This is a genomic window from Betaproteobacteria bacterium, assembly GCA_016713305.1.
GTDB lineage: Bacteria > Pseudomonadota > Gammaproteobacteria > Burkholderiales.
On sequence record JADJPK010000005.1, the window covers coordinates 117,103 to 140,115 of the forward strand.

Genomic DNA, 23,013 nt, shown 5'->3' on the forward strand with positions numbered 1-23,013 from the left:
TGCCACGGAAGCTGGCGAGCACGGTGTTCCGTACGACGATACACCCTGTTCCGCGCTTTGCGCGGACCGGGGAAACGTCCTCGGCGGCAACGCCGCTCATTGCCCGTAGACGAAACGCCGCCGCAGCCAGTGCACCAGTTTCCGTGGGAGGAGCATGAGCACGATGGGCGCCACGGCCGTGAGCACGCCATGCCTCACCAGAAACGCGTACAGCGGCGAGACGCGCCCGCCCCGCGCATTGACCTTGGCTTCGGTGAAGTTGCCGGGAGCGAAATGGTCGGACACGCCCAGATAGCGCTCGATCCGCTTCAACACCTGGAGCGGATCGGACTGGAGCAGCGCGAACGGGATCTCGAGCAGCCTGGATCCCAGGAGGGTCCGGACCTCGGCAAGATGGCGCTCGTGGTCGTACGTGTTGTGATCGAAGGTGATGGACCTCTCCCTGTCGATCGCCATGCGATAACGCCCCTCGCTGGCCATGCGGTCCGCCTTTCTGTCGTAGCGGCCGATGTGGGCCGCCAGGCTTTCGATCCATTCCCCCGGTTCGCGAACGAGCAGGATGACGAAGCGATGCCTTGCGGCGATCTCGCCGAGGGCGGCGCGGTCGAAGTAGTAGGCCGGACTGATGTCCAGCATGATGCGTCCTTCGCACCCGCGGAAATGGTCCAGATACTGCGCGTCGGACATGGCGCGGAGATAGCGGTTGATCTCCTTGTAGTCGGACGCGCACAGGTCGGGATGATGCTTGAGGTTCTCGTAGAGCCAGGTGGTCCCGGCGCGAGGCATGCCGATGACCACGGCGATCCTTTCAAGAGAAGGCGGGGCAGTGATGGTCATGGCGAAGCGGGCGAGCCCCCGTGGCTGTCGCGGTGCGCCCGTGCGTCGTTCCGGGTGCCGTGGATCTGCCGGATCACGGCTTCCACCGGCCGGGCGGCCGCGAGCGCCTTTGCCGAAATCGTTCCGACGAACGCCATCACGGTGAGTCCCAGGCCCCCCAGCAACCAGACGGAAAGCAGCGTGGCCCATGCCAGAGTCCCGGTCCCTGTCCCGAGGAACCAGCGGGAGATCACCCAAGCCATTCCGACCGCCGCCGCAACGGCCATGGTCGACCCTGCCATCCAGACGACTCTCAAGGGCAGCGCACTGAAAGTGGCCAGCAGACTCTCCGCGACGGCGAAGCGTTCCACGAAGGTGTAGGCCGGACGCCCGGACGTCCCCTTCTTCACGGGATGAGGCAGCTGTCGAAACCCCGCCTCGTGCCAAAGCACCGCGATGACCTTGTCGGGGGCGTCCCTCTGCAACAGCGCATCGACGTAGCGCCGCGTCATCAACCTGGCCGTGACGATATTCGGCGGGACATCGACGCCGGTGATTCGCCGGAACAGCGCATAGCCGGTGGCGGCCAGGCACCGGCCCGCCAGCCCTCCCCGCCGTCGGTCCTGCACTCCATAGACGACATCGCAGCGTTCGCGATCCATGGTCTCGGCGAACTCATCGAGCCATGCCGGGTCTTCGTCAAGATCGCTGTCCAACAGGAAGACCCGCGTTCCCTGCGCCTGCCGCAGCCCCGTCATCATCGCCCGGTGATGGCCGAAGTTGCGGGAAAGATCCACGAGGACGACGTGCGGATCCGCTTCCTGGATCCGCAGTGCCAGATCGAGCGTGCCGTCGGGTGAGCCGTCGTTCACGAGCACGATCTCGTAGTCGTCGCCGGCGCGGCGCCGCGCCGCGATGCTCACCTGCTCATGAAACGCAGGCAGCGTCGATTCCGATCGATAGAGCGATGCGACGATGGACAGCATGCGGGGACGGTGCGGCGATGCGCCGCAACACCGGTTGCCGAAGACACTGGAATGTATCGCATCCCGCCCCCCCGCGTGGGCGCTGCCTCCGGGAATTCCGATTGCCGCTCGTCGAGGACATGTGCTCGACCGAGCGAAGGAGGAAATGATGAACCAGGTTTCCGAAGTGATGACCCGGGGTGTCCGGACCATGGGCCCGGACGAATCGATCATGAAGGCCGCGCAGGCGATGGACGAACTCGATGTGGGCGTGATTCCCGTGTGCGACGGCGAGTCGCTCATCGGCGTGGTCACCGACCGCGATATCGTGCTGCGGGGCGTTGCCCAGGGATGCAAGGTCGAAGAGACGCCGCTTTCCGACGTGATGAGCCGTGACGCGATGTGGTGCTACGAGGACCAGTCGGTGGAGGAAGTCGCGGAAGAAATGCGCGACATGCAGATCCGCCGGGTGCCTGTCCTCGATCGCGACAAGCACCTGGTGGGCATGTTGTCTCTCGGGGACATCGCCACGAAGGCCGACGAGGAACTCGCGGGTGATGCGCTCGAAGGCATCTCGACTCCCTCCACCCCCGACCGGTCGGGCAGTCCGTCCATCGAGTCCGGCCGGAGCTGAAGAATGACTTGACGCGTTCGCCGTCGCCGGCCGCAGGACAGGGCATGCGCGGCGAACCGTGAGAAACGACCTGCCGTATGAACCCGGCCGCATCTCCAGGGCCCGATTGGGCCGCCGAGGTGGGGCCGGATTCCTTTCGTCCCCTGTAGCGCCGCTACCGCTCTCGCCGGTTTCCGGCAGCCCCGCGATCCGCGTACATTATCGAGACCCGTCCGGGACGGCGTACGAGCGAGTTCCTCGCCGTGCACGCCGGGTCGGACCGTCACAAAGGGGGCACGGAAACATCCGGGCTTCCACCCGCAATCCGCAGTCCGGGACAACGAGCACATGCCTGCAAGAATGAATCGGGGCGTCCTGGCGGCACTGGCCGCGGCCGCGCTCTTCGGGGCAGGGACACCGCTGGCCAAGATCCTCTTGGGCGAGACCAGCCCCTGGATTCTGGCGGGGATGCTGTACGCCGGTTCCGGGTGCGGGCTGTGGCTGCTGCGCATGGTGCGCAGATCTCCCTCCGTTCGCATCGCCCCGGGCGAACTCCGATGGCTGATCGGAGCGATCGCCGTGGGAGGCGTGGTCGCCCCGGTACTCCTGATGGCGGGCCTGTCGGCGCTTGCCGGGTCGACGGTGTCGTTGCTTCTCAATATGGAAGGCGTACTCACGGCACTGCTTGCCTGGTTCGTGTTCAAGGAGAACTTCGATCGCCGCATCGCCCTGGGCATGCTGGCCATCGTGGCGGGGGCGGTGGTGCTCAGCTGGCCCTACAGCGAAGAGGGGCGCATCACGCTCGTCTGGCCCGCGCTGGCCGTTCTGGCGGCCTGTCTGGCGTGGGCGATCGACAACAATCTGACACGCAAGGTGGCCCTGTCGGACGCGACCTGGATCGCGATGGTCAAGGGTCTCTCGTCCGGCGCGACCAATCTGACCCTGGCGTTCATCCTCGGTGCGCAGGTTCCCTCGACCGCTTCGGCGCTGGGTGCCGGGATCGTCGGCTTCCTGAGCTATGGCGCAAGCCTCGCGCTGTTCGTCGTTGCTTTGCGTGACCTGGGCACGGCGAGGACCGGCGCCTATTTCTCGGTCGCCCCCCTTCTTCGGCGCCGTCCTTTCGCTATGGCTGCTCCACGAGCCGGTAACGGGGGCCTTGCTCGTCGCCGGGGTCCTCATGGGGATCGGCGTGTACCTGCATCTGACCGAGCATCACAGCCACGAACATCTGCACGAGCCGGTGACGCACGAGCACGAACACGTTCACGGGGACGGTGACACCCATCACGACCATCTCCACGAACCGCCGGTCGCCCCGGGCACCCGCCATGTCCACACTCACGACCATGGCGAATTGAGGCACTCGCACGCTCACTATCCGGACGCGCACCACCGGCATGTGCACTAGAAATGGAGAAGGGTGCCGGTGGCGCCCTTCGGCGTGTTGGAGGGCAGAGCCGTTTGAGGGCGCCCTTCTTTCCCAAGCGATCTCGGACCGGTCGGGGAGTTCCAACGACTGCGCCGACCCCAGTGGCGCGCAAACCCGATTCACCCCGGAGTTCCGGTCGGGAACGCAGCGGCCTCGTGGTCATCCGCCTGGCGCGTCCGGCGCCCAAGCCGGCAGGAGTTGTTGCGGATCAAGAAATCGCTGCTGGGAGGATGCAGCATCAGTTCAGACAGGCAAACAACGGTGAGGAGAAGCATGGCCCAGGACAGCCCCATCTATTGGAAGCGCAACCGCGTGGAACTCCGCGCTGCCGGGTTCGACCCGGACCGCGGCGACAAGCTCAACGCAATCGTGACGATCGCCAGCGCCTACACGAATGCGCATCGCTGCAACAACCGCGTGCGCGAGATTACCGACCTGCTGGTCGAGCTGATTGGCGAGCGGGGCGGACAGGGCCTCATCGTCGGCGCGCCTGCCGTCTCCGACGCCCTCACGCAGGGCACCCCCACCGCGGGGTACAGCCTGGTATCTCGCGACGTGGCCGCCGACTGTTTCGAGATCGGCCACTACGCCCACCACGGCGAGGCGATGATCGTGATCTCGGGCTGCGACAAGACCGGCGCTGCGGCGCTCATGCCGCTGGCGCGCACGAACGCCTTCGGGCTGGTGCTCTACCCCGGCACGAGCTCACCCGGCAAGGTGTCCTTCGAGCCTTATGCCAGCAAGGGTACGAACATCACGATCATGGACTGGGCCGAAGGGCGGGCGGCGCACGAGTCCGGGCGACTCTCGAGTGAGCAGTACCTGGAGTTGGAGACGAACGTGATGCCCGGCAGCGGAACCTGTGGCGCCATGTTCACTGCGAACACCATGAGCACGGTGGCCGAGGCCATCGGCATGATGCTGCCGCGCGGCGCGTCCCATCCTGCCGACTACGATGCCAAGAGCCGCATGCACGACGACGTGCGGGCGCAGACGCGCGCATCGGTCGATGCGCTGTACCGGCTCATGGCCCAGGGCATCCGGCCGCGCGACATCATGACCGAGCGCGCCTTCGAGAATGCCATCACCACCGTCTACGCCATGGGCGGCTCCACCAACATGTACCTGCACCTTCTGGCGATCGCGCGGGAAGCGCAGGTGCCGATCACCATCGACCGTATCCAGGCGATCGGCGAGCACGTGCCGCTGATCGCCAACCTGCAGCCGCACGGCAGGTACGCGATGACCAGCCTGCATGCGCTGGGCGGCGTGCCGGTCGTGATGAAGGAACTCCTGCGCCACGGCTTCCTGCACGGCGATGCCCTCACCGTGACCGGCAGGACGCTGGCCGAGAATCTCGAGGCGACCCCGACCCTGGAAGAACTGGGGCCGCAGAACCTCGTCTTCCCGGTGAGTCGGCCCATCGCCCCGCCCAACAATCACATCAGCGTGCTCCGGGGCAACATCGCCCCCGAGAGCTGCGTGCTCAAGCTGTCGGGCAAGACCCTGGAGAAGGGCGAGTTCCGGGGCCCGGCGCGCGTGTTCGAGTCCGAGGCCGACACCATGGAGGCGATCCGCCAGGGCCGCATCGTCCCGGGGGACGTGATCGTCGTGCGCAACGTGGGGCCGGTCGGCGGGCCGGGCATGCCCGAGATGGTGATGCTGACGATTCAGCTGCAGGGCGCCGGACTTGGCGAAAGCGTCGCGCTCATCACCGACGGCCGGTTCTCCGGGGTGTCGCACGGCATCTTGATCGGTCACATCTCCCCCGAAGCCGCGCGCGGCGGCCCCATCGCCGCGGTACGCGAAGGGGACACGATCGTCATCAATCCGCACGCCCGCACGCTGGACCTGGACGTGCCCGCGGAGGAGATCGCGCGACGCATGGCCGACTGGAAGGCGCCGGATCTCGCGGGACGGGTGCGGCCCGGGAGTGTCCACGACAAGTACATCCGGCTGGTTTCGACGGCGCACTACGGGTGTGTGCTGTAGGGACGCGAAAGGCCCAGACCCCGAGGACGACAGGGGTACGCGGGGGTGCGGACGATTTCTTGGACTACCTGGAGGTAGTTCATGTACTCATACGAGGACCGGCTGCGAGCCGTGAGGCTCTACATCAAGCTGGGCAAAGCGGGTCCGGTCTGACCATCCGTCAGCTTGGCTATCCGACGAAGAACGCGCTCAAGGCGTGGTGCCGCAGTACGAGCAGAGCCGAGACCTTCCGGCAGGCTATGTGCGCCAACCGAGTACACACCAGCGTGCAAGGAGCGTGCGGTCGAGCACTACCTTGAACATGGGCGCTGCATCGCAGCGACGGTCAAGGAGCTGGGATATCCCTCGAGGACGCTGCTGGCCAGATGGCTGCAAGAGCTTCATCCTCAGGAACGTGTGCGCGTCATTGGCCAGTTCCGGCAACTGACACCCGAGACCAAGCAGTCCGCAGTCATCTCCTTGTGCATTCGGCCTGGTAGTGCGAAGGCCGTGGCTGACGAGGTGGGAGTGTCTCGAGCGTCGCTGTACAAATGGAAGAATCAGCTGCTCGGCCACAACGCATCGGCACCCATGAAGCGCAAGCAAGTTGTCCCGGCGAGCGCCGATCGCGTCGAACTCGAACAGCAGCTTGACGCGCTTCGAGCAGACATCCGACGCTTGCAGCTCGAGAAGGACCTGTTGAAGAAGGCGAACGAAGTACTAAAAAAAGAACTGGGCATCGACCAGCAGCCCCTGACGAATCGGGAGAAGGCACAGCTGGTTGATGCCCTGAGACCGACCTATGCATTGGCAGAACTGCTCAGCGAAGTGGGCATGCCGCGCAGCTCGTACTTCTACCATCGAGCCCGGATCGCTTCTGGCGACAAGTACGCCGAGGTTCGCCAGGTCATGACCGAAATCTTCGAGCGCAACTACCGCTGCTATGGCTACCGGCGCATCCACGCTTCCCTCACGGATCGAGCGGTGAACATCTCCGAGAAGGTCGTACGCCGTCTCATGAGGCAAGGGGGCCTGGTAGCTGCTGCGACCAAGCGTCGTTGATATGGCTCGTACATGGGCGAGCTCAGTCCGGCTCCTGAGAACGTTCTGAACCGCGACTTCAGCGCTGGTGCGCCCAACGAGAAGTGGCTGACCGACATCACCGAGTTCCAGATCCCGGCGGGCAAGGTGTATCTCTCACCGATGATCGATTGCTTCGACGGCATGATCGTCAGCTGGTCAATCGGGACGCGGCCAAACGCCGAACTGGTCAACACCATGCTGGACGCTGCCATCGACAAGGTCGCGATCAGCGGTCAACGCCCCGTCGTGCATTCGGATCGAGGGGGCCACTACCGGTGGCCGGGCTGGCTGACCCGAATCGCTGATGCGAAGCTGGTCCGATCGATGTCACGCAAGGGGTGTTCGCCAGACAACACCGCATGCAAAGGCTTCTTCAGTCAGCTCAAGAACGAGATGTTCTACGCCCGGGATTGGCTCTCTACGACAATCGACGAATTCGTCTCGGCCGTCGATGCCTACATCCGCTGGTACAACGAGGCGAGGATCAAGCGTTCTCTCGGCTTCCGAAGTCCGGCCGTGCACCGTCGGAGCCTGGGGATCGCGGTGTAACCGGTCCAAGTTTTTGTCCGCACCCCCCTGTGCCCTTTATGCCGGATGCGTGCTACAGAATCAGCTCATCCCGTTGACCATACCCACGGCGGGAGTAGGTCAGACCTACGAACCAAGCGCTAATTGCGCTCAGCAGAACCTCGTTGAGCGCGAGAAGCTAACGGCCAATGGAAGGTCTGCACCTTGCGGCGCCTACTGAGCTGGAAACGGCTGAGCCTCGTTGTGTCGAGGTGCCTTTGTCCTTCCCACTGGCAAGTCACCTGATTGCGGCAAGCTGACGGTACGTTCACACTTCCAGGGCAGTCCCAATCAATCAGCAAGAGTTCGCCTTGTCGTCTGCCGTCAAGATCTTCCAGGGCCGCTTCGGCCGCGTCGCCCTGCTCGACATGGACGCGCCCCTGGTCGGCCATGCGCATCACCACTGCCACATCCTGATCAAGGCCGGCGGCGCCGACAGCGCGTTCAGCGTGCGCGGCGAGCGCGCGCCGCTCACCGACGAGTCGGCCGTGCTGGTCAACGCCTGGGAGCATCACGCCTACGAGCACGATGCGCCCCCGGGACAGCGCACGCTGATCCTGGCCTTATATATCGAGCCGAACTGGCTGGCGGAGCTGCAGCGCTCGCTCGCGCTGTCGGCCCATCCGCGCTTCTTCCCGCAGAAGTGCGTGGCGATCACGTCGCAGACCAAGCGCATCGCCGAGGAATTCGTGCTCGAGATGTGGTGGGCCGACGAGGTGTCGCCCGCGCGAATGGAGGAACTGCTCTTCAACCTCATCATCGCGGTGATCGAGAGCTACTCCGGCTGGCGCGACCTGGTCTCGCTGCTGCGCGCCAGACCGCCGGTGGCGATGGACCCGCGCGTGCGCCGTGCGATTGCGCTGATGCGGGAAGACATCGCGCACGAGCTCGACGTCGATGCACTGGCTGCGCGCAGCGGTCTGTCGCGGGCCCACTTCTTCACACTGTTCCAGCGCGACACGCAGGTCACGCCGCTGGTCTACGCCAATGTGCTGAGGTTCGAGGCGGCGGTGCAGCGCCTGTCGCGGGGGCAGGAGCCGGTCAGCGCGGTGGCGCACGAGCTGGGCTTCTCGGCGCCCGGCCACTTTGCGCGCTTCTTCCGGCAGCACCTGGGCATCACCCCGACGGACTATCGCCGCGCCGTCAACCTCTTCGAGCCGCCGGACGATGCCGGCCCCGGCCAGCCGCCGGTGATCTGACGTCGCAACGGGCCCCTCGCGGGCCCGTTGTCATTGCTGCCGTTCCGGGGCGTTGCTGCAAAGCAGCATGGAACTGGCCAGACCTTTTGGTCAGCGATCGGACGATCCGGATCTTCGCCGGACGTTTGCGTTCACGCCCTCCCACCGCGCCTGTCGACACTGCGTCCCACAGCAGAACGACAAGCAGGAGACAGGCTTGCACAGCGACCCGGACCTTGCCAAGGCCCTGCCCCCCCGTCACCTCGGGCAACCGATCGAGCGCCATGAAGATGCTGCCCTGCTGACCGGCCGAGGTCGCTTTGCGGACGACCTAGGCGATGCGCCCGGTACGCTGCAGGCGGCCGTGCTGCGCAGCCCGCACGCGCATGCCGATCTGCTGTCGGTCGACGCCACGGCCGCGCTGGCCATGCCGGGTGTGCGCGCCGTGCTGACCGGCGAGGACGTCAAGCGCTGGTCGCAGCCCTTCGTCGTGGGCGTGAAGGCGCCGATGCAGCACTGGGCGCTGGCGGTGGACCGCGTTCGCTACAGCGGCGAGCCGGTCGCGGTGGTGATCGCCGAAGACCGCTATCTGGCGGAGGACGCGCTCGATGCCATCCGCGTCGAGTACCGGGCGATGCCCGCGACGGTGGATATCGCCGAGGCCAGCGAGGCCGGTGCGCCGGTGCTGCACGAAGCGGTGGGCAGCAACGTGGTCAACGAGCGCTTCTTCCGCTACGGCGATCCGGAGCAGGCCTTCGCGGGCGCTTCGCGCCGCGTTGCCCTCACCGTGCACTACCCGCGCAACAGCTGCACGCCGATCGAGTGCGGCGTCGTGGTGGCAGAGCACCAGCCCGAAGCCGACGGCGGCCACGGCTACGAGGTGCTGTCGAACTTCATGGGCCCGTTCTCGCTGCACTCGGTGATGTCGCTGGCCCTGGGCGTGCCGGCCAACAAGCTGCGTCACCGGGTGCCGCGCGACAGCGGCGGCAGCTTCGGCGTCAAGCAGGCCGTGCTGCCCTATGCGGTGCTGATGTGTCTGGCCTCGCGCAAGGCCGGCGCGCCGGTGAAGTGGGTGGAGGATCGGCTCGAGCACCTCAGCGCCGCCACCTCGGCCACGGCGCGGCTGACCCACATCACCGCCGCGCTCGACGGCGAGGGCCGCATCACCGCGCTCGACTGGGACCAGCGCGACGACGTCGGCGCCTACCTGCGTGCGCCGGAGCCGGCCACGTTCTACCGCATGCACGGCGCGCTCAGCGGCGCCTACGACATCCCGAACCTCGCCGTGCGCAACCGCGTGGTCGTCACCAACAAGACGCCCACCGGGCTGGTGCGCGGTTTCGGCGGGCCGCAGGTCTACTACGCGCTCGAGCGGCTGATGGATCGCATCGCCGTCGAGCTGGGCGAAGACCCGGTCGCGCTGCGCCTGCGCCACTACGTGCGGCCGCAGCAATTCCCCTACACCGCGGCGGCTGGCGCCGTGCTCGATTCGGGCGACTACCACCGCCTCACCGCGATGGCGATGGCCGCTGCGCGCGAGCAGGGCCTGTGGCAGCGCCAGGCCGCGGCGCGTGCTGCCGGCCGGCTCTACGGCATCGGCGTGGCGGCGATCGTCGAGCCCTCGGTGTCGAACATGGGCTACATCAGCACCGTGCTGACGCCCGAGCAGCGTGCCAAGGCCGGGCCGAAGAACGGCGCGATCGCCAGCGCGACAGTGGCCATCGACCTGCTCGGCGGCGTCAATGTGGTGGTCGCGTCGGCGCCTGCGGGGCAGGGCCACATGACGGTGTGCGCCCAGGTGGTGGCCGATGTGTTCGGCCTGCACCCTGCGCAGGTGGTGGTGAACGTCGAGTTCGACACCGCCAAGGACGCCTGGAGCGTGGCGGCCGGCAACTACAGCAGCCGCTTCGCCGGCGCCGTTGCCGGCACGGTGCATCTGGCGGCCCAGCGGCTGCGCGACAAGCTGGCGCGCATCGCGGCGCTGCAGTTCGGCTGCCCGGCCGAGCGGCTGCGCTTCGAGGGCGGCATGGTGTTCGATGAACAGATGCCCGAGCGTCGCCAGCCCTTTGCGCGCCTCGCCGCCAATCCGCACTGGGCGCCGGCCTTGCTGCCCGAGGGCGAAGCGCCCGGGCTGCGCGAGACCGCGTTCTGGACCGCGCCGACCCTGGCCGCGCCCGACGCGCAGGACCGCGTCAACACCTCGGCCGCCTACGGCTTCGTGTTCGACGTCTGCGGCCTCGAGGTCGATCCGGCCACCGGCCGCGTTCGCGTCGATCGCTACATCACCGGCCACGATGCCGGGCGGCTGCTCAATCCGGCGCTCGCCGACGGCCAGATCCGCGGCGCCTTCGCCCAGGGGCTGGGTGCGGCACTGATGGAGGAGTTCCGCTACGGCGCCGATGGCAGTTTCCAGAGCGGAACCTTTGCCGATTACCTGGTGCCGACCGCCTGCGAGGTGCCAGAGCCGACCATCGTTCACCTGGAGACGCCCAGCCCGTTCACGCCGCTGGGCGCCAAGGGACTCGGCGAAGGCAACAACATGAGCACGCCGGTGGTGATCGCTAATGCCTTCGCCGATGCGCTGCGGCCGCTGCGCGATCTCGCCGACGTGCGCCTGCCGCTGATGCCGTCGCGCGTGCTCTCGCTGATCGGCGAAGAAGGCGGCCTGGCCGAGCCGGCGCCGCCCGCAGGGCTCGGCCGCACGGCGGAACCTCCCAGAGTGGCCGGCGGCCTCGCGCTGCAGGCCCAGGGCAGCGTGGACATCGCCGCGCCACCGGAGAAGGTGTTCGCCGTGCTGCTCGATCCGGCGGCGCTGGCGCGCGTCATCCCGGGATGCCACGCGCTGCAGCGCGACGGCGAGCATCGCTACCGGGCCGACGTCACCGTCGGCGTGGGGCTGGTGAAGGCGCGCTACGAGGCCCGCATCGAGCTGTCGGAGATCGATGCGCCGCGCAGCCTGCGGCTGGCCGGCTCGGGCCAGTCGTCGCTGGGCACGGGCTCCGGCAGCGGCACGGTGCGCCTGGAGGCCACGGCTGCCGGCACCCGGCTGCACTACGACTATGCGGCGCAGGTCGGTGGCAAGGTGGCCGCCGTGGGCAGCCGCATGCTCGAAGGGGCCGCGCGCATCGTGCTGGCCCAGCTGTTCGAGTCGCTCGGCCGCCAGGCCGCCGGCGACGCCGCGGTGCGCAAGGCGACGTGGTGGCGGCGTCTGATGGCCTGGCTGGGGGTGGCGCGATGAAGCCGGCAGCCTTCGAGTACCAGCGTGCCGAGACGGCCGCGGAAGCCGCGGCGGTGCTCGCGCAGCTCGGCGATGAGGCGCGCATCCTCGCCGGCGGGCAATCGCTGATGGCGGTGCTCAACATGCGCCTGGCCCGGCCGCAACGCCTGGTCGACATCTCGCGATCGAAGGCACTGGCCGAACTGCGCGTCGACGGCGCCATGCTGCACGTCGGCGCGGCAGTCACCCAGGCCATGCTCGAGTGGCGGCCGGGACTGGCGCAGGAACTCCCGTTGCTGGCGCTGGCCTTCCCGCACATCTCGCACTTCCAGATCCGCAATCGCGGCACGGTGGCCGGCAGCATCGCGCACGCCGACCCTTCGGCCGAGCTGCCGCTGGTGCTGCTGGCAGTCGGCGGCGAGGTCTGTCTGCGCAGCGCGCGGGGCGCTCGCCGGGTGGCGGCGCAGGACTTCTTCACCGGCATGCTGCTGACCGCGCGCCGGGCCGACGAACTGGTCGAGGCCGTGCGCTTCCCGCTCGCCTCGGCTGGCCAGGGCCACGGATTCGAGGAGTTCGCGGTGCGCCATGGCGACTTCGCCATCTGCGCCGTGGCGGCGGTGGCCGATGCGCGCCGGCTGCGCATCGCCGTCGGCGGCGTCGCCGACCGCCCGGTAGCGCGTGATCTGCCGCTTCTCGACGGCGCCGCACTCGACGACGCCCTCAACGAACTCGCCTGGTCGCTCGACGTGCGCGACGAGCCGCAGGCCAGCGCGGCGCTGCGGCGCCAGCTGGTCCGCCGCCTCGGCCGCCGCGCTGCCGATCGGGCCCTCACCACCCGGAGACCTGCATGACCGTGCTGGACGCCCGCGCCGAACATCCGGTGCGCCTCACGCTGAACGGCCGCGAGCGACGTGCCAGCGCATCGCCGCGCCGGCTGCTGTCGGACTTCCTGCGCCACGACCTCGGCGCCACCGGCACCCACGTCGGCTGCGAGCACGGCGTGTGCGGTGCCTGCACGGTGCAGATCGACGGCGTCGCGCAGCGGGCCTGCCTGACGCTGGCGGTGCAGGTCGACGGCCGCGAGGTCCGCACGGTGGAAGGACTGGCCGAGGGCGACGCCGTGCTGAGTGACCTGCAGGCCGCCTTCAAGCGCCACCATGCCCTGCAATGCGGCTTCTGCACGCCGGGCATCCTGATGTCGTGCGCGGACTGGCTCTCGCGCATTGCCGGCCGTGGCGTGCCGGACGAAGAACAGGTGCGCGAGATGCTGTCCGGGCACCTGTGCCGATGCACCGGCTACACCCCCATCGTCGCGGCGGTGATGGACGTGGCGCGTGCGCGCGCCGCGCAGGGGGCCTCTCATGCTTGACCTCGGGCGCACCTTCCTGCAGAGCGTCGAGCGCAGCCCGCGGCAGATCGCGATCGTCGACGGTGGCCTGCGCCTGAGCTACCTCGAGTGGGCAGGCCGGATCGGCGCCGTGCAGCGCGGTCTCGCAGACGCCGGCCTCGTGCGAGGCGACCACCTGCTCGTGGTGCTGCAGAACCGCTGGGAGATGGCCACGCTGCATTGGGCCTGCCAGTTCGCCGGCATCGTGATGACGCCGCTCAACTGGCGCGCCAAACCGGAAGAGATCGACTACTGCCTGGCCGATGCCGAGGCGAAGGCGATCGTCTGGGAGCCGGTTGCGGACGCCGCGGTGGCCGCGTCCTCGGCGGCGAGCCAGGCGCTGCGCATCGGCGTGAACGAGGTGCATGGCGCGACGCTGCGTTTCGAGGACTGGATGGCCGCAGCAGACGAGCCGATGCCGCAGGCCGAGGCGTCGGATTGGTCGCTGATGCTCTACACCAGCGGCACCACCGGCAGGCCCAAGGGCGTGCCACGACGCCAGCGCGCCGAGCGCATCGCCGCGCTGGCCCATGTGGCGCAGAACCGCTATGCGGTGGGCGAGTGCACGCTGGGCGTGATGCCGCTGTACCACACGATGGGCGTGCGTTCGCTGCTGTCGCTGGCGCTGATCGACGGGCGCATCGTCTGCATCCCGCGCTTCGACGCCGCGCGCGCCCTGGCGGCGATCCGCGACGAGCAGGTGACGCATCTCTACCTGGTGCCCACGCTCTACCACGACCTGCTGTCGCACCCCGACTTCGCCGGCACCGACACCCGCAGCGTGCGCAAGCTCGGCTTTGCGGGTGCGCCGATGCACGACGCGCTGCTGCAGCGCTTGCAGGCTGCTTTCCAGCCGGAGCTCTTCGTCAATCACTACGGTAGCTCCGAGATCTACACCTTCTCGATCAACCAGCGTGCAGCCGAAAAGCCCGGGTGCGCAGGACGTGCCGGGCTCAACACACGGCTGCGTGTCGTCAAGCTCGACCAGCGCGACCCGGAGCGCCTGGCTGCGCCGATGGAAGAGGGCCAGATCATCGCCGAGCTGCGCAGCGACGAAGCCTTCGAGGGCTACCACAAGCGTCCCGATGCCGATGCGAAGAGCCTGCACCGCGGCTGGTACTTCACCGGCGACACCGGCTACGTCGACCCCGAGGGCGATCTGTTCGTCACCGGCCGCGTCGACGACATGATCATCAGCGGCGGGGAGAACATCTCGCCGGTCGACATCGAGTCCGTGCTGTCGCTGCACCCGGCCGTCGACGAGGTGGCTGTGGCCGGTCTGCAGGACGAACGCTGGGGCCAGAAGGTCGTCGCGTTCGTGAAGGTGCGCCAGCCGGTCGACGCGCTGGCGCTGGACGCGCACTGCCGCGACAGCGACCTCGTCAATTTCAAGCGCCCGCGCGACTACGTCTTCGTGCGCGAGATCCCCAAGAGCCCGGTGGGCAAGGTGCTGCGACGCAAGTTGCAGTCCGGCGAGTACGAGCCGCTGGACACCACGCTGCCCGCCATTCCACCCGCCTGAGGAGCACTCGCCGTCATGACCGCTGCCCACACCAGCCTGCGAGGCTGGCTCCGCCACCTCGCCGCCAGCAACCGCCTCGCCGCCATCCGGCCCGGCGTGGCGCTCGAACACGAGCTCGCCGCGATCGCCAAGCGCCTCGACGGACGACAGGCGGCGCTGTTTGCGCAGCCGGGCGGCCATTCGATCCCGGTGGTCTCCGGCTTTATGTCACGGCGCGCCTGGATCGCCGAAGCGATGGGCGTCCCCGAGTCTCGACTGCTGCAGCACTTCCGTTCGGCCGCCGAGAAGCCGCTCGGCTGGCGTGAGGTGGACGTGGCCGAAGCGCCGGTGCAGCAGATCGTGCACCGCTTCGCCGGCGGCGCCGCCGACATCCGCTCGCTGCTGCCCGTGCCGACGCACAGCGAACACGATCATGGCGCCTACATCACCGCCGGCCTGGTGATCGCACGCAACCCGAAGACAGGCGTGCAGAACGTCTCGATCAATCGAATCCAGATCCACGGTCCGGACCGGCTCGGCATCCTGATCCTGCCCCGCCACCTGCATGCCTTCTTCGCGGCCGCGGAAGCGCAGGGCGAAGCGCTGGAGGTGGCGATCGCGATCGGCGTCGACCCGCTGACGGCGCTCGCCTCGCAGGCCATCGCCCCGATCGACTGCGACGAGCTGGAGATCGCGGGAGCCCTCCATGGCCAGCCACTGCCAGTCGTGAAGTGCGTGACCAACCAGGTGCGCGTGCCGGCCGAGGCCGAGATCGTGATCGAAGGCCGCATCCTGCCGAACGTGCGCGAGCCCGAGGGTCCGTTCGGCGAGTTCCCGAAGTACTACAGCGCCCGCGAGGAACGCGAGGTCATCGCCATCGATGCGGTGACCCATCGCCGCGATCCCGTGTTCCACACCATCGTGCCGGCCGAGATGGAACACCTGCTGCTGGGCGCGATCCCGCGCGAGGCCACCTTGCTGGCGCACCTCCAGCGCAGCTTCCCGAACGTGACCGACGTGCACCTGACCGTCGGCGGCGTCGCGCGCTACCACCTCGTCGTGCAGTTGAAGAAGACACGCGAAGGGCAGGCCAAGAACGTCATGCTCGGCGCCTTCGCCGGGCACTACGACGTCAAGCAGGTGATCGTGGTCGACGAGGATGTCGACATCCACGATGCGAACGAAGTGGAGTGGGCCGTGGCCACCCGCTTCCAGGCCGACCGCGACCTCGTCGTGATCGCCGGTGCGCAGGGCTCCGCGCTGGATCCGTCGACCACGGTCGGCTTCGCCGGCAACAAGCCCTCGCCCGAATGGCAGGGCTACGGCGCCAAGATGGGGCTCGACGCGACCAAGCCGCTGGCCAGCGCCGAGCATGTCTTCACGCGCGTGCGGATTCCCGGCGAACGCGATGTCGACCTTGCCCAGCTCGTGGCGGCCACCGGCGCCGCCGCCCTGGTCGGCACGCCGCTGGAGGCCGAATGAAGCGCCTCATCGTCGCGATCACCGGTGCCAGCGGCGCCGTCTACGGGGTGCGGCTGCTGCAGCTGCTGCGCGCCGTGCCGCAGGTGGAGACGCACCTCGTGCTGTCGCAGGCCGGCGGGCTGACGCTGGCGCAGGAACTGGACATCACGCGCAGCGATCTGGAAGCGCTAGCCGACGTCGTGCACAACCCACGCGACATCGGCGCGTCGGTGGCCAGCGGCTCCTTCGTCACCGAAGGCATGGTGGTGGCGCCGTGCTCGATGAAGACCCTGGCCAGCATCGCGCTCGGCCTGGCCGACAACCTCGTCAGTCGGGCCGCCGATGTGGTGCTCAAGGAACGGCGCCGCCTGGTCCTGCTGGCGCGCGAGACACCGCTGAACCAGGCGCACCTGCGCAACATGCTGGCGGTCACCGAGATGGGCGGCGTGATCTGCCCGCCGGTGCCTGCCTTCTACCAACGCCCGCAGTCGCTCGACGAGGTCGTCGAGCACACCTGCGTGCGCGTGCTCGACCTGTTCGGCCTCGGCGAAAGCGCGGCCGCTGCGTCCCCCCTCGCCGTGCGCCGCTGGTCGGGGCTCGCCCCGTCGGCGTCGGCATGACTCTCGCCACATCAGACCACATCAGACAGGAGACAAGAATGAAGATCATCGCCCTCGCGGCCGCAGCCGCCTCCACCGTGCTGGCCAGCCTGCCGGCCGCCGCCAAGCTCAATTCCTGCGACGGGCCGATCGTGTTCGGCACCACGCTCAGCGAGACCGGCCCCTTCTCCACGCTGGCGGACCGCTGGCGCAAGATGACCGAGGTCTTCGCGGAGGAGATCAACAAGAGCGGCGGCATCGCCGTCAAGGCCTGCAACAAGAAGCTGCCGCTGCAATTCGTCATCTACGACGACCAGAGCGTGCCGGCCACGGCCGTGCAGCTCTACGAGAAGATGGCCACGGTCGACAAGGTCGACTTCTTCGTCGGTCCCGACTGGAGTTCGATCGGCGGCCCGGTCCCGCCGATCGCCGACAAGTACCAGATCCCGATGGTGATGGCCAACGTGGCCACGCCGGCGCTGTACGACCGCGGCCTCAAGTACACCTGGGGTACGCCCTTCCCCGTCGTTCCCAACTGGTCGGCGCGCTACTTCGACATGCTCGGCAAGGTCAGTCCGAAGCCGCAGTCGATCTACTTCATCACCCACGACAACCCGGTGATGAAGGGCATCACGGCGACCTGGAGCAAGAAGGCCGAGGCGCAGGGCCTGAAGGTGCTGGGCAACGAGACCTTCAGCCCCGAGCTGAAGGACTTCACCGCGCTGATCGCCAAGGTGCGCGCCGCCAAGGCCGACGTGATCTACATCAGTGCCTACGACAACGCGTCGGTGCCGCTGGTGCAGCAGATGCGACAGCTGAAGGTGCGCGCGATGGACGTGCACCACACGATGCTGACGGGCGCGCTGGCGCGCCAGGTGGGGGCCGACATCGAGGGCATGACCGGCGAGCTGAGCTGGTACCCCGGCGTGAAGGGGGCCTACAGCGAGCTGGTCGAGACGGTGATGCAGCGCTCCAACGTCACGATGTTCGACTACATCTGGACGCTCAGTCGGCTGACCTCGTACCTGGCCATGGTGCAGGGCATCGAGAAGGCCGGCGTGGTCGATCGCGAGAAGGTGCGCGAGGCACTCTTCAAGGCGACGATCAAGAGCCCGGCTGGCGACGTCACCTTCGACGAGCGCGGCTTCCCGAACACGGGCGCCTTCACCGTGCAGATGCAGAACGGGAAGGTCAACGTGGTGTGGCCGCCGGAGGTCGCCACCGGAAAGCTGGCCTGGCCTTCGCCGAGCTGGCAGCAGTGACGCCAGGGCACGCACATCCATCATGGAAGTCCTGCTTCAGGTACTGATCGGCGGCGTGCTGCTCGGCGGACTCTACGCGTTGGTCGCGTTTGGTCTCTCGCTGATCTACGGCGTCGTCCGCATCCTCAACTTCGCGCACGGCACGCTGCTGGCGGTCTGCGGCGTGGCGGCGAGCCTGGCCTTCTCGGCCTGGCAGATGCACCCGGCGCTGATTGCGGCGCTGCTCGCGCCGCTGCTGTTTGCCTTCGCCTGGGCCTACTACCACCTGCTGCTGCGTCCGCTGGCCTCTCGCAACCACTTCGAAGGAACCGTGGGCACGGTGCTGGTCACGGTGGGCACGCTGATGATCCTGTCGGACCTGACCGCCAAGGCGGCCGGTGCGACCCAGCGCAACATCCCGCTGCGACTGCCGGCGCTGGAGTTCGGCGAGATCGTCGTCTCCAGCACGCAGATGCTGATCCTCGGCGGCATCGTCGTGCTGACGATCGTCATGCACCTGCTGCTCAAGCACACCTGGTTCGGCCGGGCCGTGCGGGCGGTGACCCAGGACGCCGTCGGCGCGCAGATCTGCGGCGTGCGCAGCGTGCACATGAAGGCGCTCACCTTTGCCTTCGGCTCGGCCACCGTCGCGGTGGCGGCGGTGCTCTACGTGCTGTCCTTCCCGGTCGATCCGTACATGGGCTTCGGCCTGACGGTGAAGGCCTTCACGATCATCGTCGTCGGCGGCATCGGCAACCTGCCGGGTGCACTGCTGGCCGGCGTGTTCCTCGGCGTGGCCGAGGGGCTCACCGGCCTGTACTGGAAGCCGGAGTGGGCACCGGCGCTGAGCGTGATCGCGATGCTGCTGATCCTGGTCGTCTGGCCCAAGGGACTGGGGAGGACGGCATGAAGGCGCTGCTCCGTCTACCCCCGCTACTGGGACTGGGCCTGGTCGCGGTGCTGGTGGCGCTGCCGTTCAGCGGCAATGCCTACCTGACCACGTTCGCCTTCACGGTGCTGATCGCCTACATCCTGGGCCAGAGCTGGGACTGGGTGGCCGGCGAGATGGGCTACGTCAACCTGGGCCACTATGCCTTCTACGGCATCGGTGCCTACGCCTTCGCGATCGTGCTCGTCGGCGGATCGCCGTTCTGGCTCGCCTTCGTGGCGGCGCTGGGCGTCACGGCCATCGCCGCGCGTCTGCTCGCGGTGCCGCTGTTCCGCCTGCACGGCGACTACTTCGCCTTCGCGTCGCTCGCGCTGCTGCCGCTGCTGGAGGTGCTCGCCTACAACCTGACGCCGATCACGCGAGGCGCCGACGGCATCGTGCTGCCGGTGGCGCAGGTGCTGAAGCCGGCCTATCTCATCGCGCTGGCCGTGTGCTTGATCACCTTTGTCGTCACGCTGCGCATCCACGGCGCGCGCTTCGGCTACGCGCTCAAGAGCATTCGCAACGACGAGCAGGTGGCGGAGACGGTGGGGGTGCGCATCGCGCCGGTCAAGCGCCGCGTGCTGGTGCTCTCCAGCCTGTTCGGCGCCGCGGCGGGCGCTCTGCAGGCCTGGCAGATGAGCTACATCGACCCGGCCACCGTCTTCGGACTGAACGTCGCGCTGGCACCGATCGCGATGGTGCTGTTCGCCGGCTCGGGATTGCGCTACGGGCCGCTGATCGGCGTGCTGCTGCTCGCCTCCATGCAGCAATGGCTTCTGGTCAGCGTCAAGGGCTTCCAGGCCACGCTGTATGGCGCGACCCTGCTACTCATCGGCCGCTTCATGCCCGGCGGCTTCCTGCGCGCGAAATGGGTGCGGCGCGTTCCGGGTCTCGCGGAGTTCGGCCGCGAGCACCACGAACATGCGACGGCCTCCGCCATGCAGGCGACTGGACAGGCCGGCGGCGCACTTCCGCTGCCGACTCCGCAGGTCGCCGGGGCGCGGCCTCTCATCGAACTACAAGGCGTACGCATGCAGTTCGGTGGCAATGTGGCGGTCAACGACATCAGCCTGTCCATCCGCGCCGGCGAGATCGTCGGGCTGATCGGTCCCAACGGTTCCGGCAAGACGACGCTGTTCAACTGCATTTCCCGGGTCTACACACCCACCGCGGGGCGCGTGCTGTTCGACGGACAGGACCTGGCGGACCTGGGGCGCGATGGCATCGCCCGCCTTGGCGTCGGCCGCACGTATCAGATCCCGCGTCCGTTCTCCGACCTGACGGTGCAGGAGAACATCGCCATCCCTCTGATGTTCGGCGCGAATCCACTGTCGCCGCGCGATGCGCTTCGAGAGGCGCGGGCCTTCGTCGACTACGCAGAACTCGGCCCGCGGCTGTACGACCGCGCCGACGCGTTGTCGGTGCAGGAGAAGAAGGCGCTCGAGTTCGCGCGCGCGCTGGCCTGCCGGCCGCGGCTGCTGCTGGTGGACGAGGTCGCCTCGGGCCTGACACCCGCCGAGGTGAAACGCTTCGTCGAGCACATCCGCCATGTGCGCGACCGCTACGGCATCACCGTGATCTGGGTCGAGCACATCTTCTCGGCGCTGGAGCAGGTCGTCGACCGCGTGATTGCGCTCGAGCAAGGCGTACTGATCGCCGACGGACCCCTCGACGCTGTGGTCAGGAACGAGCGGGTGCTCGCCACCTATCTGGGCGCCGCCGCAACGGCCCCCCAGGCCTCTGCGCCACCGATGCTGATTCGAGGAGTTGCCTGATGCTCAGCCTGACCCGACTCGCCGTCGATCACGGCAAGCTGCGTGCGCTGTGGGACGTCTCGATGCACGTGGGGCATGGTGAACGTGTCGCCCTGCTTGGTGCCAACGGGGCGGGCAAGTCCACGGCGATGGGTGCCATCGTCGGTCTGTACGCCGTGGCATCCGGCGGCATCGAGTTCGATGGCGCACCGTTGCAGCGCGCCTCCACCGCGCAAACCGTCGGCCGCGGCATCGCACTGGTTCCGGAAGGACGGCGGCTGTTTCCCGGCATGACCGTCCAGGAGAACCTGGCCATGGGCGCCTACGCCGCGGCGTCCCGGCGTGCACTCGACGAACCCCTGGAGCAGGTGTTCGGCCTCTTTCCGATCTTGCGCCAGAAGGCGGCGCAGAACGCGGGTGAACTCTCCGGCGGCCAGCAGCAGATGGTGGCCATCGGCCGCGCGCTGATGTCGCGCCCGCGCCTGCTGTTGCTGGACGAGCCCTTCATCGGCGTGGCGCCGCTGCTGGTGGACGAGATCCTGGCCGCGCTGCGCCGCATCGCGGAGCAGGGCGTGACCATGCTGCTCGTCGAGCAGAACACCCATCGCGCACTCGACTTCGTCGATCGCGCCTACGTACTCGAGAACGGACGGACCGTGCTGGAGGGCAGCCGCGAGGTCTTGCTCGGCGACCCGGCCTTTGCCGCCAAGTTCCTGGGCCTCGAATGAACCTGGAGACACTTCAATGACGAGAGAAGAAGAGATCGTCGCGCGCTCGAATGCGTTCCGTGCGCAGTACCGCGCCGACACGCCTGCCTGGTACCGCGGCGAAATGCATCTGGCTTTCACGCTGGTGTTCACCTTCGGCGTGATCCTCTACTGCGCCTCCCGCCTGCAGCAGCCCTCGTGGCTGGAGTGGGTCGGCGTGGTGCTGCCGATGTTCCTGTTTGGCAACTGGGCCGAATGGGCGGCGCACCGCTACCTGCTGCACAGCCCGAAGAGTCTGCTGAAGTCGGCCTACAAGCGCCACGTCAACACGCACCACCAGTTCTTCTCGCACAAGACGCTGGACTACCACGGCCATCGGGATTGGCGGGCACTGCTGTTCCCCCCGTTCGCCCCGGTGCTGTTCGTGCTGGCGGCGCTTCCGCCTGCCCTGCTTCTGGGCGCGGTATGGACTCCCAACACCGGCTACATCGCGATGCTGACCATGGCCGCGTACTTCCTGATGTACGAGGGGCTGCACACGCTGTCCCACATCGAACATCCGCTGCGCGACCGCCTGCCGCTCGTCAACACCGTGCGGCGCATGCACGTGCTGCATCACAACCCGGACTTCATGCACACCCGCAACTTCAATCTCACCTTTCCGATCTGCGATGCGCTGTTCGCCACCAGCGACCTGGACAAGGGCGTGATCGGCACGCTGTTCAACGGCATGTCCGACGCAGCCCGCAAGCCCGAGGACCGCGCCCGTGTCGAGGCGCAGCAAAGTGAACGCGGCCGCGCTGCCGCCAGGAGTCTGTGATGCCCTCTCTTTCCGAGGCACGGCTGGAAGGCCGGGTCGCCATCGTGACCGGCGCAGCGCAGGGCATCGGTGCACGCTACGCCGCCGCACTGGCCGCCGCGGGCGCTGCCGTGGCCTGCTGCGACGTTCTCGATGCCGAGCCGGTGGCAGCACGTATTCGTGATGCCGGGGGGCGCGCGATCGCACTGCGCGTCGACGTCACGTCCTCCGAATCGGCGCGCGCGATGGCGGCGACCACGCTCGAGGCCTTCGGTCGCATCGACGTGCTGGTCAACAACGCCGGACTGTTCGCCAACCTGGCCATGAAGCCGTTTGACCAGATCGACGGCGGCGAATGGGACCGGGTGATGGCGGTCAACGTGCGAGGCAGCTTCGAGTGTGCCAAGGCGGTCGCACCGCAGATGCGCGCGCAGGGCTACGGCAAGATCGTCAACATCGGATCTGGCACCGTGTTCAAGGGCGCCCCGATGCTGCTGCACTACGTGACCTCCAAGGGGGCCGTGACCGCCATGACCCGTGCGCTGGCACGCGAGCTCGGCGATGCCGGCATCCGCGTCAACACGCTGTCGCCGGGGCTGACCGCCAGCGAGAACACGCTGGCCAATCCGGCCTGGCAGGGGGCGGTGAGCGCCAACAACATCGCCAGCCGCGCGATCAAGCGCGAGGTCACCCCCGAGGACTTGTGCGGCACGCTGGTCTATCTCGCCAGCGCGGATAGTGACTTCGTCACCGGTCAGGTGATCGTGGTCGACGGCGGCTCGGTGATGCATTGA

The 23,013-nt window shown here is 68.0% G+C and carries 17 protein-coding genes and 2 pseudogenes; 17 read left to right on the top strand and 2 right to left on the bottom strand.

Annotated elements, in window-relative coordinates:
- Positions 1-96 precede the first annotated feature (96 nt).
- Together IPK20_05605 and IPK20_05610 are read right to left on the bottom strand one after the other, a co-directional pair.
- Positions 97-837, bottom strand: coding sequence for a hypothetical protein (locus IPK20_05605; GenBank protein MBK8016240.1), 741 nt, complete (start codon positions 835-837; stop codon positions 97-99).
- Complete coding sequence (locus tag IPK20_05610; protein ID MBK8016241.1) at positions 834-1,802, bottom strand: glycosyltransferase family 2 protein; 969 nt, start codon at positions 1,800-1,802, stop codon at positions 834-836. The genes IPK20_05605 and IPK20_05610 overlap by 4 nt, the downstream gene beginning before the upstream one ends.
- Positions 1,803-1,950: 148 nt before the next feature.
- Between IPK20_05610 and IPK20_05615 the strand changes: the two genes are divergently transcribed.
- The 17 genes and pseudogenes from IPK20_05615 (at position 1,951) to IPK20_05695 (ending at position 23,013) form a co-directional block, all read left to right on the top strand.
- Positions 1,951-2,415 carry a CBS domain-containing protein gene (locus IPK20_05615; GenBank protein ID MBK8016242.1) on the top strand — a complete coding sequence of 155 codons (465 nt, stop codon included), beginning with the start codon at positions 1,951-1,953 and terminating at the stop codon, positions 2,413-2,415.
- A 327-nt stretch (positions 2,416-2,742) separates the two neighbouring features.
- A pseudogene (locus IPK20_05620) lies at positions 2,743-3,802 on the top strand (EamA family transporter).
- A 294-nt stretch (positions 3,803-4,096) separates the two neighbouring features.
- Positions 4,097-5,815, top strand: coding sequence for a dihydroxy-acid dehydratase (locus tag IPK20_05625; GenBank protein MBK8016243.1), 1,719 nt, complete (start codon positions 4,097-4,099; stop codon positions 5,813-5,815).
- Between the two features lie 81 nt (positions 5,816-5,896).
- Positions 5,897-7,426: pseudogene (locus IPK20_05630) on the top strand (IS3 family transposase).
- A 329-nt stretch (positions 7,427-7,755) separates the two neighbouring features.
- Positions 7,756-8,643, top strand: a complete 888-nt coding sequence (locus IPK20_05635; GenBank protein MBK8016244.1) for a helix-turn-helix transcriptional regulator — start codon at positions 7,756-7,758, stop codon at positions 8,641-8,643.
- Positions 8,644-8,710: 67 nt separating this feature from the next.
- Positions 8,711-11,860, top strand: a complete 3,150-nt coding sequence (locus tag IPK20_05640; protein ID MBK8016245.1) for a molybdopterin-dependent oxidoreductase — start codon at positions 8,711-8,713, stop codon at positions 11,858-11,860.
- Positions 11,857-12,690 (top strand): FAD binding domain-containing protein, encoded by an 834-nt coding sequence (locus IPK20_05645; GenBank protein ID MBK8016246.1) that lies wholly within the window; start codon positions 11,857-11,859, stop codon positions 12,688-12,690. Before IPK20_05640 ends, IPK20_05645 begins: the two co-directional genes overlap by 4 nt.
- Positions 12,687-13,208 carry a (2Fe-2S)-binding protein gene (locus IPK20_05650; GenBank protein MBK8016247.1) on the top strand — a complete coding sequence of 174 codons (522 nt, stop codon included), beginning with the start codon at positions 12,687-12,689 and terminating at the stop codon, positions 13,206-13,208. The genes IPK20_05645 and IPK20_05650 overlap by 4 nt, the downstream gene beginning before the upstream one ends.
- Complete coding sequence (locus IPK20_05655; protein ID MBK8016248.1) at positions 13,201-14,748, top strand: AMP-binding protein; 1,548 nt, start codon at positions 13,201-13,203, stop codon at positions 14,746-14,748. Before IPK20_05650 ends, IPK20_05655 begins: the two co-directional genes overlap by 8 nt.
- 15 nt (positions 14,749-14,763) lie before the next feature.
- A complete protein-coding gene (locus IPK20_05660; protein ID MBK8016249.1) occupies positions 14,764-16,209 on the top strand; it encodes a UbiD family decarboxylase in 1,446 nt (481 codons plus the stop codon).
- On the top strand, positions 16,206-16,808 hold the full coding sequence (locus IPK20_05665; protein MBK8016250.1) for a UbiX family flavin prenyltransferase: 603 nt from the start codon (positions 16,206-16,208) through the stop codon (positions 16,806-16,808). Before IPK20_05660 ends, IPK20_05665 begins: the two co-directional genes overlap by 4 nt.
- Before the next feature lie 38 nt (positions 16,809-16,846).
- Positions 16,847-18,049: an amino acid ABC transporter substrate-binding protein gene (locus IPK20_05670; GenBank protein ID MBK8016251.1), complete on the top strand. Its 1,203-nt coding sequence runs from the start codon at positions 16,847-16,849 to the stop codon at positions 18,047-18,049.
- Between the two features lie 22 nt (positions 18,050-18,071).
- Positions 18,072-18,938: a branched-chain amino acid ABC transporter permease gene (locus tag IPK20_05675; protein MBK8016252.1), complete on the top strand. Its 867-nt coding sequence runs from the start codon at positions 18,072-18,074 to the stop codon at positions 18,936-18,938.
- Between the two features lie 47 nt (positions 18,939-18,985).
- Positions 18,986-20,734 (top strand): branched-chain amino acid ABC transporter ATP-binding protein/permease, encoded by a 1,749-nt coding sequence (locus IPK20_05680; protein ID MBK8016253.1) that lies wholly within the window; start codon positions 18,986-18,988, stop codon positions 20,732-20,734.
- Positions 20,734-21,441, top strand: coding sequence for an ABC transporter ATP-binding protein (locus tag IPK20_05685; GenBank protein MBK8016254.1), 708 nt, complete (start codon positions 20,734-20,736; stop codon positions 21,439-21,441). Before IPK20_05680 ends, IPK20_05685 begins: the two co-directional genes overlap by 1 nt.
- Positions 21,442-21,457: 16 nt before the next feature.
- A complete protein-coding gene (locus IPK20_05690) occupies positions 21,458-22,240 on the top strand; it encodes a fatty acid hydroxylase family protein (protein ID MBK8016255.1) in 783 nt (260 codons plus the stop codon).
- Entirely contained in the window at positions 22,240-23,013 is a 774-nt protein-coding gene (locus tag IPK20_05695) for an SDR family oxidoreductase (protein MBK8016256.1), read from the top strand. The genes IPK20_05690 and IPK20_05695 overlap by 1 nt, the downstream gene beginning before the upstream one ends.

Bases quoted from the DNA above. Each gene is read 5' to 3' on its own strand.
- IPK20_05605 (MBK8016240.1), bottom strand. From the start codon at position 837: ATGACCATCACTGCCCCGCCTTCTCTTGAAAGGATCGCCGTGGTCATC.
- IPK20_05610 (MBK8016241.1), bottom strand. From the start codon at position 1,802: ATGCTGTCCATCGTCGCATCGCTCTATCGATCGGAATCGACGCTGCCT.
- IPK20_05615 (MBK8016242.1), top strand. From the start codon at position 1,951: ATGAACCAGGTTTCCGAAGTGATGACCCGGGGTGTCCGGACCATGGGC.
- IPK20_05625 (MBK8016243.1), top strand. From the start codon at position 4,097: ATGGCCCAGGACAGCCCCATCTATTGGAAGCGCAACCGCGTGGAACTC.
- IPK20_05640 (MBK8016245.1), top strand. From the start codon at position 8,711: ATGGAACTGGCCAGACCTTTTGGTCAGCGATCGGACGATCCGGATCTT.
- IPK20_05645 (MBK8016246.1), top strand. From the start codon at position 11,857: ATGAAGCCGGCAGCCTTCGAGTACCAGCGTGCCGAGACGGCCGCGGAA.
- IPK20_05650 (MBK8016247.1), top strand. From the start codon at position 12,687: ATGACCGTGCTGGACGCCCGCGCCGAACATCCGGTGCGCCTCACGCTG.
- IPK20_05655 (MBK8016248.1), top strand. From the start codon at position 13,201: ATGCTTGACCTCGGGCGCACCTTCCTGCAGAGCGTCGAGCGCAGCCCG.
- IPK20_05660 (MBK8016249.1), top strand. From the start codon at position 14,764: ATGACCGCTGCCCACACCAGCCTGCGAGGCTGGCTCCGCCACCTCGCC.
- IPK20_05665 (MBK8016250.1), top strand. From the start codon at position 16,206: ATGAAGCGCCTCATCGTCGCGATCACCGGTGCCAGCGGCGCCGTCTAC.
- IPK20_05670 (MBK8016251.1), top strand. From the start codon at position 16,847: ATGAAGATCATCGCCCTCGCGGCCGCAGCCGCCTCCACCGTGCTGGCC.
- IPK20_05675 (MBK8016252.1), top strand. From the start codon at position 18,072: ATGGAAGTCCTGCTTCAGGTACTGATCGGCGGCGTGCTGCTCGGCGGA.
- IPK20_05685 (MBK8016254.1), top strand. From the start codon at position 20,734: ATGCTCAGCCTGACCCGACTCGCCGTCGATCACGGCAAGCTGCGTGCG.
- IPK20_05690 (MBK8016255.1), top strand. From the start codon at position 21,458: ATGACGAGAGAAGAAGAGATCGTCGCGCGCTCGAATGCGTTCCGTGCG.
- IPK20_05695 (MBK8016256.1), top strand. From the start codon at position 22,240: ATGCCCTCTCTTTCCGAGGCACGGCTGGAAGGCCGGGTCGCCATCGTG.